General features: G+C 69.7%; 13 protein-coding genes and 1 tRNA gene. 7 read left to right on the top strand and 7 right to left on the bottom strand.

Annotated features, from left to right (window positions below; translation table 11 throughout):
- Nucleotides 1–69 precede the first annotated feature (69 nt).
- The 5 genes from ACFXAE_RS07485 (at nucleotide 70) to ACFXAE_RS07465 (ending at nucleotide 5,224) form a co-directional block, all read left to right on the top strand.
- Complete coding sequence (locus tag ACFXAE_RS07485; protein ID WP_384709466.1) at nucleotides 70–798, top strand: DNA methylase; 729 nt, start codon at nucleotides 70–72, stop codon at nucleotides 796–798.
- Nucleotides 795–1,643, top strand: a complete 849-nt coding sequence (locus ACFXAE_RS07480; protein ID WP_384709463.1) for a bifunctional DNA primase/polymerase — start codon at nucleotides 795–797, stop codon at nucleotides 1,641–1,643. The genes ACFXAE_RS07485 and ACFXAE_RS07480 overlap by 4 nt, the downstream gene beginning before the upstream one ends.
- 2 nt (nucleotides 1,644–1,645) lie before the next feature.
- The gene (locus ACFXAE_RS07475; protein ID WP_384709609.1) at nucleotides 1,646–3,124 is read left to right on the top strand and encodes an ATP-binding protein; all 1,479 of its coding nucleotides are present in this window, start codon (nucleotides 1,646–1,648) and stop codon (nucleotides 3,122–3,124) included.
- 469 nt (nucleotides 3,125–3,593) lie between these two features.
- Nucleotides 3,594–3,779 carry an AlpA family transcriptional regulator gene (locus ACFXAE_RS07470; protein ID WP_156698646.1) on the top strand — a complete coding sequence of 62 codons (186 nt, stop codon included), beginning with the start codon at nucleotides 3,594–3,596 and terminating at the stop codon, nucleotides 3,777–3,779.
- A gap of 65 nt (nucleotides 3,780–3,844) precedes the next feature.
- A complete protein-coding gene (locus ACFXAE_RS07465; protein ID WP_384709460.1) occupies nucleotides 3,845–5,224 on the top strand; it encodes a tyrosine-type recombinase/integrase in 1,380 nt (459 codons plus the stop codon).
- Nucleotides 5,225–5,398: 174 nt separating this feature from the next.
- On the opposite strand, the gene ACFXAE_RS07460 is transcribed toward ACFXAE_RS07465, so the two are convergent.
- Nucleotides 5,399–5,480: transfer RNA gene (locus ACFXAE_RS07460), tRNA-Tyr, on the bottom strand.
- 245 nt (nucleotides 5,481–5,725) lie between these two features.
- Here ACFXAE_RS07460 and ACFXAE_RS07455 point away from each other — a divergent pair.
- On the top strand, nucleotides 5,726–6,214 hold the full coding sequence (locus ACFXAE_RS07455; RefSeq protein WP_024883143.1) for a YajQ family cyclic di-GMP-binding protein: 489 nt from the start codon (nucleotides 5,726–5,728) through the stop codon (nucleotides 6,212–6,214).
- A gap of 128 nt (nucleotides 6,215–6,342) precedes the next feature.
- On the opposite strand, the gene ACFXAE_RS07450 is transcribed toward ACFXAE_RS07455, so the two are convergent.
- Nucleotides 6,343–6,609, bottom strand: coding sequence for a GlsB/YeaQ/YmgE family stress response membrane protein (locus ACFXAE_RS07450; RefSeq protein WP_384709457.1), 267 nt, complete (start codon nucleotides 6,607–6,609; stop codon nucleotides 6,343–6,345).
- 92 nt (nucleotides 6,610–6,701) lie between these two features.
- On the opposite strand from ACFXAE_RS07450, the gene ACFXAE_RS07445 reads away from it, so the two are divergent.
- Nucleotides 6,702–7,151 (top strand): hypothetical protein, encoded by a 450-nt coding sequence (locus ACFXAE_RS07445; protein ID WP_384709454.1) that lies wholly within the window; start codon nucleotides 6,702–6,704, stop codon nucleotides 7,149–7,151.
- 133 nt (nucleotides 7,152–7,284) lie between these two features.
- On the opposite strand, the gene ACFXAE_RS07440 is transcribed toward ACFXAE_RS07445, so the two are convergent.
- From ACFXAE_RS07440 to ACFXAE_RS07420, 5 genes are all read right to left on the bottom strand, one after another.
- Entirely contained in the window at nucleotides 7,285–7,851 is a 567-nt protein-coding gene (locus tag ACFXAE_RS07440) for an SMI1/KNR4 family protein (RefSeq protein WP_384709451.1), read from the bottom strand.
- Between the two features lie 167 nt (nucleotides 7,852–8,018).
- Nucleotides 8,019–8,411 (bottom strand): YccF domain-containing protein, encoded by a 393-nt coding sequence (locus tag ACFXAE_RS07435; protein ID WP_384709448.1) that lies wholly within the window; start codon nucleotides 8,409–8,411, stop codon nucleotides 8,019–8,021.
- Entirely contained in the window at nucleotides 8,408–9,271 is an 864-nt protein-coding gene (gene htpX / locus ACFXAE_RS07430) for a zinc metalloprotease HtpX (RefSeq protein WP_384709445.1), read from the bottom strand. The genes ACFXAE_RS07435 and htpX overlap by 4 nt, the downstream gene beginning before the upstream one ends.
- A gap of 262 nt (nucleotides 9,272–9,533) precedes the next feature.
- Nucleotides 9,534–11,033, bottom strand: a complete 1,500-nt coding sequence (locus ACFXAE_RS07425; RefSeq protein WP_384709442.1) for an NADH-quinone oxidoreductase subunit N — start codon at nucleotides 11,031–11,033, stop codon at nucleotides 9,534–9,536.
- Nucleotides 11,030–12,604 (bottom strand): NuoM family protein, encoded by a 1,575-nt coding sequence (locus tag ACFXAE_RS07420; RefSeq protein WP_384709439.1) that lies wholly within the window; start codon nucleotides 12,602–12,604, stop codon nucleotides 11,030–11,032. The genes ACFXAE_RS07425 and ACFXAE_RS07420 overlap by 4 nt, the downstream gene beginning before the upstream one ends.

Below are 12,604 nucleotides of genomic sequence, written 5' to 3'. Positions count from 1 at the left end.
CCGTCTCGCCAAAGTCCGGGGCCGCTCTTGTCCACCTGCCAACCACTTGACCTGTGGAGGTCTCCTAGCATGACGCAACTCACCACCATCCGGCGAGTGCCCGGCCACCGGCCGCGCCTGCTGGATCTGTTCTGCTGCGCCGGCGGCGCCGCCGTGGGCTACGCCCGCGCCGGATTCGCGGTCTACGGCTGCGACATCGCCGACCGACCGAACTACCCCTTCCCCCGCCACCGGGGTGACGCTCTCACCTATCTCGCCCACCTGATCGCCACGGGTGAGATCCGTCGGTACGCGTTCGTGCACGCCTCCCCGCCCTGCCAGCACGGGTGCGCGCTGACCGTGGGCACGAACGCCTCGCAGGGCTGGGGACGCGCGCACGTCGACCTCGTGGCCCCCACCCGTGAGCTGCTGGACGCCACCGGCCTGCCGTACGTCATCGAGCAGCCCAACGGCCGCGCGAAGATCCGCAAAGACCTCACCCTGTGCGGCGAGATGTTCGGCCTCGGAGTCATCCGGCACCGCAACTTCGAAGCCGGCGGCTGGACCATCGCACAGCCGGCGCACCGCTCGCACCGGGGCCGCGTGCGCGGCTACCGGCACGGCCGCTTCTACGACGGCCCGTACGTGGCCGCCTACGGCAACGGCGGCGGCAAGCCCAGCATCCCGGAGCTGCAAGCGGCGATGGGCATCGACTGGACCGACGTGCGCGAGGAACTGACCGAGGCCATCCCCCCGGCTTACACCGAGTGGATCGGCGCCGCGTTCCTGGCCACGGCCGCGCTGGGGGTGGCGGCGTGAGCGAGACGCTGCGCCCCCAGCACACCGCGCTGAGCCTCGCCGCGTCCGGCGTGCCCGTGCTGCCCCTGCGCCGGGGCAAGGTCCCGTTCGGCAACTGCACGACGTGCGCGGACAACGCGTGCGGCGGCCGGCCGAACATGAAGATTCCGGGTCCGTGCCGGTGCCCCGGCGTCTGCCATGCCTGGGCCGCCGCCACCACCGACCCGACCGTCATCGTCTCGCCCCCGTGGGCGGCGGCGTGGCGGCGGGCGGTGTGCGTCGGCTACCACCCCGGCGGCGCCGGGCTAACCGTCGTCGACCTGGATGACGCGGACGCCATCGCCTGGGCCCGCACCACCTTGCCCGCGACGCGGACCGTGCCGACGACGCGCGGTGAGCACTGGATCTACCGGGGCGCTATGCGCTCCGTGAACGCGGTGCGCCCCGGCGTGGACATCAAGTCGACCATGGCCTACGCCCGCTACCTTGGCCCCGGCACGGGCACGATGGTCGAGTTGCCGGACGCCGTCCGTGCCCTGGCCGTCAAGGAATCCTCCCCGGCCCGCCCGGCGTCGCATGCCGTCACCGTGCCCGCACGATCCGGCGGCGGGCAGTGCCCGCACCGCACACCCGTCTTCCTGGACCGTGGCATCGCCATGGCGGAGCAGCGCATCACTGCGGCCCGCAGTGCGGTGCACGCGACCGTGTACCGGACGTTCCTCGCGGTGCTGTCCAAGCACGGCCGATGCGGCTGCCTCACCGACGCCCACGTCGCCCGCCTGTTCACCGCCGCGCAGAGCAAGGGCGAGACGGTCCGGCACTGCGCGGACGCGTGGACCAACGCCCGCACCACGTTGGGACTGTGACCATGTCCGACGACGACAAGACTCCCGCCCGCGAGATCATCACCGACTACGCGCAATCCCACTTCCGGTACTTCCGCACCGCCGATGGCACCGTGTACGCGCAGCGCAACGGCCACCCCGTGGCCCGCCCGATCCGCTCCCAGGGCACCACCGGCAGCCACCGCCAGGAACTCATGGTCGGACTGTTCAAGGACGGCATCGGCATGTTCAACGGCACCGCCATGAAAGAGGCACTCGACCTGATCGAAGCGCTCGCGCTGACCGAGGACGTCCAGCCCGTGCACATCCGCGTCGCCCCCGGCTACGGCGGGGCCACGTGGCTGGACCTGGGGCGCAGCGACGGGCAGTCCGTGCGCATCCACCCGACCGGATGGGACATCCGCACCCCCGACCCGCGGGAAGTCTGCTGGCGCCGCACCCAGCTCACAGGGGAACTGCCCCTGCCGGTCAAGGACACCGACGGCAAGGGCATCGACCTGCTGATGCGGCTGTGCAACTTCGCCACCGCCGAGACCGAGTGCCTGGCCATCGCCTGGCTGATCGGCTGTCTCGCACCATCGGTGCCCGTCCCGGCCCCGTTCCTCACCGGCCCGCAGGGCGCCGGCAAGTCCACCGGCGGCCGGATGCTCGTGCGGATCATCGAGGGCATGACCGGGGACCTGCGTCGGGCGCCCAAGGACGAGGAGAACCTGATCACGGCGGTGGCGGCCGGCTGGGTCACCGCCCTGGACAACCTCTCCCACATGACCCCGGAACTGTCCGACGCGATGTGCTGCATCGTCACCGGGGCCGAGAACGTCAAGCGCGCCCTGTTCACCGACGGGGACGTCTTCCGCATCGGCTACCGCCGCCCCCTGCTCCTGACCGGCATCGACGTCGGCGTCATCCGCCCCGACCTCGCCGAACGACTCCTGCCCCTGCGCCTGGAACGCCCCCGCGTCCGGCGCACCGAGGCGGAACTGTGGTCCGACTTCGCCCAGGTGCTGCCCGTCATCCTCGGCTCTCTCTTGGACCTCACCGTGCAGGTGCGGGCAGCGGATGCGGACATCCCGACCGACCTGCGCATGGCCGACTTCGCGCACCTGTGCGCGCAACTGGATGCGGCCACCGGTCTGGGAGCGCTCGCCGCCTACCGGGCCAGCCTGGACGACCTCAACGACGACGTCATCGAGGGCGACCTGCTGGCGCAGACCGTGCTCAAGCACGCCGCCGGCATCGACCCGGGCACCGAGCAGCGGATGACGTCCGCCGAGTGGCTGCACAGCCTTACGGGCCTCTACACGGGCGAGGAATGCCGTCCCCTGCCCAAAGGGTGGCCGACAACCGGCAAGGTGCTCTCAGACCGCCTCAAGCGCCTACAGCCCACCCTCGCCGCCCGCGGCGTCCTCATCGACTGGGGCCGCACCAACACATCCCGCTACATCGAGATCGCCCGGCCGACCGCCGCGCCACCCCCGCCCGAGCAGGAAGCGGCCTTCTGACCGCGCGGCACCACGACCGCCCCGCACAAGCAAGAGGAGCACCCGCGCCGCGCGTGCTCCTCTTGCTGTTCGGCGGCGGCAGCCGCCCTGCGATGGACGCGCCGCGAAGCGGCTCCTTCTTCACGCTCTGAGCCGCGCACCACAACAGACACCACCCCCTCTTTGTCCTAAGTAGAGAGACGCTGCGTCACCTGCGTCACCCGCACCCCGCAAACAGCCAGTGACCTGCCGAAATAGCGGTGACGCAGACGGCCGATCCCTGCGTCACCCCGCGTCACCCGCGTCACCCGATGACGAAGGTCTACGTCACCTGTGACGCACCTCCACCGTGCTGCGTCACCGCGAAACCGCAGGTCACAACGGCGGGTGACGCAGGTGACGCAGAAATCCGCACCTCGGACAGACGCGAGCCCCTCGCCCCGGGGAGTTCGCCACCCCTCCCGCCGAACCCTGAGAAGGAGTCTTTGCCTTGGCTGCCCCCAAGATGCTCAAGCTCCCGGAAGTGCTGGAAGAGATCGAGATGAGCCGCGCCGCCTTCTACCGCATGCGCGCCCGCGGCAAGGCTCCCAAGCTCATCAAGCTCCCGAACGGACAGCTCCGCTGCCGCCGCAGCGACCTTGACGCCTGGTGGTCGTCGATGGAAGACGCCGCCTGATCGACCACCACCTGCACACACGAGACACGAGGGGCCCGCTTCCAGCGGGCCCCTCTGGAGTTTGCATGCCACTCACGTACGACGTTCGCCTCTACTCCATCGAGATCCGCAAAGATCGGCCGAAGCCATACCGCCTTCGTTGGCTGGTCGGGGAGCGTAAGCACTCCAAGAGCTACACACTCAAGGTGCAGGCGGAGGGGCGCCGCTCGGAACTCATGTCCGCCGTACGGCGCGGTGACCAGTTCGACGAAGAGACGGGCCTCCCGGTCTCCGAGCTGCGCGCCAAACAGAACTCCATCACCTGGTACGAGCACAGCCGTGCCTACGTCGACCGCAAATGGACGCAAGCCCCAGCGAAGTCACGGCGGAACTATGCCGACGCGTTGGCCACCATCACTCCCGCGCTCGTGAAGACAAGGGTGGGCATGCCGGACGCCGCACTCATGCGGCGGGCGCTCTACGGGTGGGCGTACAACCGCAACCGCTGGAACGAGACCCCGCCGGACGACGTTGCCCGCGCCTTGGCTTGGGTCGCCAAGCACTCCATGCCGGTGTCCGCGCTGGAGGATTCCGCGACCGTACGCCTGGCCCTGGACGCCCTCTCGCTGCGGCTGGACGGGAAGACAGCGTCACCGCGCACCGCAAAGCGGAAGCGTGCGTGCCTGAGTGACGTTCTAGGGCTCGCCGTGGAGGAGAAGTACTTCACCGTCCCGGTCAACCCGCTCGCGGCCGTGAAGTGGACCGCGCCGAAGTCGGTAGAGGCGGTGGACCCCGAAAGCGTCGCCAATCCGCGTCAGGTGCGCGCCCTCTTGGCGGGAGTCCGCGAGCAGGGGCCCCGCGGGCGGCATCTGGAGGCGTTCTTCGGCTGCCTGTACTACGCGGCCATGCGGCCGGCCGAAGCCGCCGGACTGCGCGCGGATCAGTGCCACCTCCCGGAAACGGGATGGGGCATGCTCACCCTGCGGCAAGGCATCGTCCGCGCCGGACGGAGCTGGACGAACGATGGGACGGCTCACGAGACGCGCCACCTCAAGGCACGTGCCGAGAGGGATTCCCGACCGGTACCCATCCCTCCGCACTTCGTCCGCATGCTGCGGCAGCACATCGCAGAGCAGGGCACGGCACCCGATGGCCGGCTCTTCCGGACGAACCGCAACGGTCTGCTGCAGGAGACTGGCTATGGGGAGGTGTGGGCGAAGGCCCGCCGGGACGTGCTGAGCGAGGCAGAGACAGCCTCGCTGCTGGCCCGCCGCCCCTACGACCTTCGGCACGCTGGAGTGTCCTTCTGGCTCAGTTCCGGCGTTGACGCGATGGAGTGTGCCCGCCGCGCCGGCCACAGCATCGCAGTGCTGCACAAGGTGTACGCCAAGGTGCTTGACCAGACTCGCGAGCGTGCGAACAGCCGGATCGACGCGGCTCTCCGGGAGTGGAACGAGCCGGAGTGATCATGCTCTCCCCCGGGGGACACCTGGGGGACGCACACTGATCGACAGTGGGATACACGCGGTATGAGGTGAGACACGTCCGCGTCCCGTCCACGACGAATCGAACGGGGGTCAACAACGAGAGACCCCCTCCTACCTGCCGTGATGGCTGGTAGGAGGGGGTCTTCCCCAGTGTGGCGGCGCCAGGATTCGAACCTGGGAAGGCTGAGCCGGCAGATTTACAGTCTGCTCCCTTTGGCCGCTCGGGCACACCGCCGGGGTTGCTGCCATCGAACCGCTTTTCGGCGGTGCTCCTTGGCAACGACGTAAACAATACCCGATGGACAGGGGTGCTTCGCCACCCGATTGATCGCCACCCGAAGGCCTGGGGGTGACTAGGCTGGTCCGGATGCGGCCGGGGACCGACGCCGGGCTCGGGGCCGCCTCACGTACGCCGGTACGCATCCGGTACGCACCCGGTGCGCAGCCCGGTACGCACCCCGATACAAGGAGCCACAGGACATGGCCGACTCCAGTTTCGACATCGTCTCGAAGGTCGAGCGGCAGGAGGTCGACAACGCCCTCAACCAGACCGCCAAGGAGATCTCGCAGCGCTACGACTTCAAGGGCGTGGGTGCCTCGATCTCGTGGTCCGGGGAGAAGATCCTCATGGAAGCGAACTCCGAGGACCGGGTGAAGGCTGTCCTCGACGTCTTCCAGTCCAAGCTGATCAAGCGGGGCATCTCCCTGAAGGCCCTGGACGCGGGTGAGCCCCAGCTCTCGGGCAAGGAATACAAGATCTTCGCGTCGATCGAGGAGGGCATCTCCCAGGACAACGCGAAGAAGGTTGCGAAGATCATCCGCGATGAGGGCCCGAAGGGCGTGAAGGCCCAGGTGCAGGGCGACGAGCTGCGGGTCAGCTCCAAGAGCCGCGACGACCTGCAGGCCGTCATCGCGCTGCTCAAGGGCAAGGACTTCGACTTCGCCCTGCAGTTCGTGAACTACCGGTAGGTCCGGCCGACCGGGCCGGGGACCGGTGGCGTTCGCGTCCCGCACGGGTACGAGGAGAGGAAGGGTGGGCACCTGCGTGGTGACCGCCCTTCTCGCCTGTCGGCTGTGGTTCGGGGTGCGGTGCCCGGTCAGTCCCGTGAGTGGCCGAACAGGATGCGGTAGGCGATCAGGAGGACCAGCGAGCCGCCGATCGCGGCGGCCCAGGTGGTGCCGTCGTAGAAGTCCTTGGTGATCGGGTGGTCGAGCCAACGGGCCGACATCCAGCCGCCGGTGAACGCGCCGGCGACGCCGATCAGCGTCGTGCCGATGAGGCCGCCCGGGTCGCGGCCGGGCAGCAGGAACTTCGCTATCGCTCCGGCCAGCAGTCCCAGGATGATCCAGCTGATGATCGTCATGCCGCGTACCTGCCCTTTCCTGCCGCCCTTGCACCATGAAGGACGTCACGCGTACACCCGCCGGTTGCACATGATCAGTAGGGGGCGGTCTCGTGACGGACATATTCGGCTCCACGCTGCGGCACACGCTCGACGTCGGCGATGCCGTGGTCGTCGGTCTCGGCTCGAGGGTGGGAGCCAGGGTCTTCGCCGCCCTGGCCCCTGCCGCGCACGCGGCCGGTTCCGGGCTGTTCCTCGGGCTGACGGGCGCTGCCGTGGTCGCCTACTGCAACGCCATGTCGTCGGCTCGCCTCGCCGTCCTCCACTCCTTCGGTGTGCTGACGTACTACGCGGTGGCCAACGCATCGGCCTGGACACTCGATTCATGGCCATTCATGGCCGACGACGCGGGTGGTACCGGCGGTGGGGCTCGCCGGGTGCCTGGCGCTGGCGTTCTCGCGCCGTGGGTCTCGGTGACCGTGGGCGCGGAGGTGCTGGTGGCGGGGGTGGTGGCTTACGCCGTGCGTCGGGGTCGGAGGCGGGCGGTAGTCGGTATTCGGTAGTCGTGGCGGGACCCGGGCGCGAGACGGGTCGTGTTCACAGGTGCGGCGGGTTCCCGGGGGACGCCAGGCCCCCTCAGGCCTTGAGTTCGGGGACGTTTTTCCGGGACGTCGCAGCGGCCTTCGCGGAGCTCGGTCAGGACGCCGACGCCGGCACCCCGCGGCCCGCGAAACCGGTCCAGGGGGCCAGGTCCGTCCCCTCGTTCTCCTCCTCGTACCAGCCCGTGCCCTGGACCCAGGAGTGGAGCCAGTCCGTGAGGCCGGGCGCGTCGAGGAACCAGGCGTGGTCGGGGTCGCCCGGGTTGGGTTCAAAGAGGAGGACGGTGGCCCGGGGCGAGCGGCAGTCGACGCAGGCGTACATGCCGCAGCCCCAGTGGGATATGGGCAGCATTCCCTCGGGCCAGGGCCAGTCGGGGTCCTCGATGCCGCTCCTGCGGTGGGCGAGGTACTGGGCCACCGCGGCGGGTTCACCGGAGGGTGCGCTGTCCAGCAGGGGCAGCAGTCCGTACTCGGGGCCGAATCCGCCGTCCGCTATACGCAGATAGAGCTCGGCGAGCAGCGGGGGCAGGTCGAAGCCCAGCGTGGCCTCGGCGCGTGCCAGTGTGGCCGCGTCGATGGGCTCGGGGAGGGAAGGCCAGCCCCATGGGCGGGTGTTGCGGGCCTTGTCCGCCACCTGTGTCAGCAACTGCTCGTGCTCGGTCATGGGTTCATCATGCGGGCCGCCACTGACATCCGTGCGGGCCTGTGGACAACCTCCGGGTTGGGAACGGGCATTCACCCCGGCCCCGAAAGGGCCGGGGTGAATGCCCGGCAGGAGAGGTGGACAACGCCCAGGCCATTACACGGCCGGCGAGTGCGTCTCCCGCCTTGTCAGCGCTGTGTGAACGACTGTTCCGTCCGTACGATCTCGCGGCCCAGCGGGAACAGTGAGACCGGGATCAGCTTGAAGTTGGCGATGCCGAGCGGGATTCCGATGATCGTCACGCACAGGGCGATGCCGGTGAGGATGTGGCCGAGCGCCAGCCACCAGCCCGCGAGAAGCAGCCACAGCACGTTGACGAGGAAGGAAGGGGCTCCCGCGTCCCGGCGCTCGACCGTCGTGTACCCGAAGGGCCACAGGGCGTAGACACCGATACGGAAGGCGGCGACGCCGAAGGGGATGCCGATGACCGTGATGCAGAGCAGCACGCCCGCGAGCAGGTAGCCGAGGAACAGCCAGAAGCCGCTGAAGACGAGCCATATGAGATTCAGGATGGTCTTCACTGGTGGTGACCTGCCATCTTCTCGAGCCGGGCGATGCGTTCCGCCATCGGAGGGTGGGTGGAGAACATCTTCGAGAGCCCCTGGCCCGGGCGGAACGGGTTGGCGATCATCATGTGGCTGGCCGTCTCGATGCGGGGCTCGGGGGGCAAGGGGAGCTGTTTGGTGCCGTGTTCCAGTTTGCGCAGGGCGCCGGCGAGGGCAAGTGGATCGCCGGTGAGCTGAGCACCGGAGGCGTCGGCCTCGTACTCCCGGGAACGGCTGATGGCCAGCTGGATGAGGGACGCCGCGAGCGGGCCGAGGATCATGATCAGCAGCATGCCGAGGAGGCCGGGGCCGTCGTCGTCGTCCGAGCGGCCGATCGGGATCAGCCAGGCGAAGTTGACCAGGAACATGATCACGGAGGCGAGGGCGCCGGCGACCGAGGAGATCAGGATGTCGCGGTTGTAGACGTGGCTGAGCTCGTGGCCGAGGACGCCGCGCAGCTCCCGCTCGTCGAGCAGGCGCAGGATGCCTTCGGTGCAGCACACGGCGGCGTTGCGCGGGTTGCGGCCGGTGGCGAAGGCGTTGGGGGCCTCGGTCGGGGAGATGTACAGGCGGGGCATGGGCTGGCGGGCCTGGGTGGAGAGCTCGCGGACCATGCGGTACAGCCCCGGGGCCTCGAACTCGCTCACCGGGCGGGCGCGCATCGCCCGCAGGGCCAGCTTGTCGCTGTTCCAGTACGCGTACGCGTTGGTGCCCAGCGCGATCAGGACGGCGACGACGAGCCCCATACGGCCGAAGAAGCTGCCGATGACGATGATGAGTGCGGACAGTCCCCCGAGGAGGACCGCTGTCCTGAGCCCGTTGTGCCGGCGGTGCACGGTACGCCCTCCAAGTCGTGCGGCAGGGGGACCCTTGCTTGCTGATCTTCCTTCTGACCTGCGCTGCCCACTGGTCTCGCGGTGTCACGTCCAGTGGACCCTCCCGTACCGGTCAACGCCAGACGAAGGGCACTAGTTCCCTTGTGCGCGCGGTGGCGCGTGTCACCCGCCCGGGTGACGGCTGTCCGGAGCGTCCCGGGCGGCACGCGCGCGTGGGCGTGCCGTGGCCGTACGCGCGCGTGCGGGGCGCGGCCCGGTGTGCTCAGAAGAGCCCGGTGCCGGTGAAGCGCAGGACCAGCTGGGGCGCGCCGGACAGGGCGATGCCGAGGACGCCGGTCAGGGCGAGGGCGGCGGTGAGGGGGGCGGGGAGTCGGTGCTTCACCGGTTCGCCCTCGGGGGCGCGGAACAGCAGGGCCGTCCACTGGAGGTAGTAGACCAGCGCGATGACGACGTTGACGGCCATGACGACGGCGAGCCAGCCCAGTCCGGCGTCGACGGCCGCGGAGAACACGGTGACCTTGGCGAAGAGGCCGATGATGCCCGGCGGGAGTCCGGCGAGGCAGAGCAGGAAGAAGCCCAGGAGGAGCGCGGTGAGGGGGCTGGAGGCGTAGAGGCCGCGGTAGTCGGCGACGCGGTTGAGACGGTGTGCGCGGCCGACGAGGGCGGCCACGGCGAACGCGCCCAGGTTCACGGCGCCGTACATGAGGGCGTAGGCGACGGTGGAGCCGATCGACTTCTCGGCGTCACCGGAGTACGCGGCGGCGGCGATCGGCACCAGGAGGTAGCCGGCCTGGCCGACGGACGACCAGGCGAGGAGGCGTACCGCGCTGTACGCGCGCGTGGCCTGCTGCCTGAGGGCGCCCACGTTGCCGACGGTCATGGTGAGGGCGGCCAGCACGGCGAGCGCGGGGCCCCAGACGTCGGCGTACGACGGAAGGGCGACGACGGTGACGAGGATCAGGCCGGAGAAACCGACCGCTTTGCCGATGACCGACAGGTAGGCGGCGATGGGCAGGGGGGCGCCCACGTAGGTGTCGGGTACCCAGAAGTGGAAGGGGACCGCGGCGGTCTTGAAGGCGAAGCCGATGAGAGTGAGGACGACGCCGGTCTGGGTGAGTGTGTGGAGCTGTCCGTCGACGTTCTGGATGCGTTCGGCGACCAGGGTGAGGTGGAGGGTTCCGGTGGCGGCGTAGACGAAGCTGATGCCCAGCAGGCTGACCGCGGTGGCGGTGACGGAGGACAGGAAGAACTTCAGGGCCGCTTCGGAGGACTTCCGGTCGCCGTGCCGCAGGCCGACCAGGGCGAAGGCGGGCAGGGAGGCGACCTCCAGGGCGACGACGAGGGTCGCGAGGTCACGGGAGGCGGGCAGGAGGGCGGCGCCGGCCGCGGAGGAGAGGAACAGGAACCAGTACTCGCCCGCGGGGAGCCGTTTGCCTTCGTCCTTCAGGGCGGTGACGGACAGGAGGGCGGCCAGGAGGGCGCCGCCGAGGACCAGGAACTGGATGACGAGGGTGAAACGGTCCGCGGTGTAGCTGCACACGCCTTCGTCACCGACCAGGCAGAAGGTGCTGCGGTCGGCGTCGAGGAGGGGCAGCAGCATGAGCGTGGCGGTGGTCAGTCCGGCCACCGAGAGCCAGCCGAGGAGCGGCTTCCTGGCCTCGCTCACGAAGAGGTCGGCGACGAGGACGACGAGTCCGACGACCGCCGCGATGGTGGGCGGCGCGATGGCCAGCCAGTCGACGGACTGGACGAGGGAGCTCATCGGGTGCCTCCTGCGAGGAGCTGCTGCACGGCCGGGTCGGTCAGTCCGAGGAGGGCCCTCGGCCAGAGTCCGGCGACGACGGTGAGGACGACGAGCGGGGTCCAGGCCGCGAACTCGTAGGAGCGCACGTCGGTGAGTTCCGGGGCGTCCTGGGGTGCGGCGCCCATGCAGACCCGGCGGACCACGATCAACAGGTACGCGGCCGTCAGCAGGGTGCCGAACGCGCCGATGGCCATGAAGGTGAGGAAGGCGGGGCGGCTGAGGCCTTCTGCGGGGTCGAAGGCGCCGAACAGGGCGAGCATCTCGCCCCAGAATCCGGCGAGGCCGGGCAGGCCGAGGGAGGCGACGGCGGCGAACGCGAGCAGGCCGCCGAGGCGGGGGGCCTTGCCGTAGAGGGCGGCTCCGGTCTCCTTCGCGAGGGTGTCGAGGTCGGTGCTGCCGGTGCGGTCCTTGAGGGCGCCGACCAGGAAGAACAGCAGGCCGGTGATGAGGCCGTGGGCGACGTTGGCGAACAGGGCGCCGTTGACGCCGGTCGGGGTCATGGTCGCGATGCCGAGGAGGACGAAGCCCATGTGGCCGACGGAGGAGTAGGCGATGAGGCGTTTGAGGTCGCCCTTCGCGCCCCGCTTGGCGAGGGCCAGGCAGGCGAGGGACCCGTAGACGATGCCGACGACGGCGAACGCGGCGAGGTAGGGCGCGAAGGTGCGGAAGCCGTCCGGCGCGGCGGGCAGCAGGATCCGGACGAACCCGTACGTGCCCATCTTCAGCAGGACGCCGGCCAGCAGGACCGAGCCGACCGTCGGGGCGGCGGTGTGGGCGTCGGGCAGCCAGCTGTGCAGCGGCCACATCGGGGTCTTGACCGCGAGCCCGACACCGATCGCCAGAACGGCGATGACCTGCACGGATGCGGTCAGCGCCCGGCCGTTGTCAGTGCCGAGTGCCACCATGTCGAATGTGCCCGCCGTGATTCCGATCAGGAGCAGGCCGAGCAGCATGACCACGGAGCCGAGCAGCGTGTAGAGGATGAACTTCCAGGCGGCCTCGGCCCGGCCCTCGCCACCCCAGCGGGCGATGAGGAAGTACATCGGGATGAGGACCGTCTCGAAGGCGAGGAAGAACAGGATCAGGTCGAGGACGGCGAAGGTCGCGAGGGTGCCGGACTCGAGGACGAGCAGCAGGGCGACGAAGGCCTTCGGGGACGGTCCCGCGGGCGGCTTGAAGTACGAGTGGAGCGCGCAGAGGAAGGTCAGCAGCGCGGTCAGGACCAGAAGGGGGAGGGAGATGCCGTCGGTGCCGAGGTGGATGCGCACGTCGAGCGCGGGGATCCAGCTGATGTCGGTCGTGGCCTGCATCTTTGACGGCTGGTCGTGGTCGAAGCCGAGGGCGAGAACGATCGCCGCGACGAGGACCGCGCCGGTGACGGTCACGCCGTGGCGGAGCACCGCCTGGTCGGGTGACTTCCCCTTCAGTCCGGGCGGGGCCGGCAGGAGAGCGGCGGCGGCGCCGAGGAGCGGGCCTACGACGAGGAACGCCAGAAGGAACTGCATCACGGACTCGTTGATATCGATCAC

The sequence above is a fragment of the Streptomyces sp. NPDC059454 genome (genome assembly GCF_042749965.1).
Classification (GTDB): Bacteria; Actinomycetota; Actinomycetes; order Streptomycetales; family Streptomycetaceae; genus Streptomyces.
This window is presented reverse-complemented; position numbering and strand designations above follow the sequence as displayed.

Coding starts and splice junctions, on each gene's coding strand:
- ACFXAE_RS07485 (WP_384709466.1), top strand. CDS start 70: ATGACGCAACTCACCACCATCCGGCGAGTGCCCGGCCACCGGCCGCGC.
- ACFXAE_RS07440 (WP_384709451.1), bottom strand. CDS start 7,851: ATGACCGAGCACGAGCAGTTGCTGACACAGGTGGCGGACAAGGCCCGC.
- ACFXAE_RS07450 (WP_384709457.1), bottom strand. CDS start 6,609: ATGACGATCATCAGCTGGATCATCCTGGGACTGCTGGCCGGAGCGATA.
- ACFXAE_RS07425 (WP_384709442.1), bottom strand. CDS start 11,033: ATGAGCTCCCTCGTCCAGTCCGTCGACTGGCTGGCCATCGCGCCGCCC.
- ACFXAE_RS07475 (WP_384709609.1), top strand. CDS start 1,646: ATGTCCGACGACGACAAGACTCCCGCCCGCGAGATCATCACCGACTAC.
- ACFXAE_RS07465 (WP_384709460.1), top strand. CDS start 3,845: ATGCCACTCACGTACGACGTTCGCCTCTACTCCATCGAGATCCGCAAA.
- ACFXAE_RS07455 (WP_024883143.1), top strand. CDS start 5,726: ATGGCCGACTCCAGTTTCGACATCGTCTCGAAGGTCGAGCGGCAGGAG.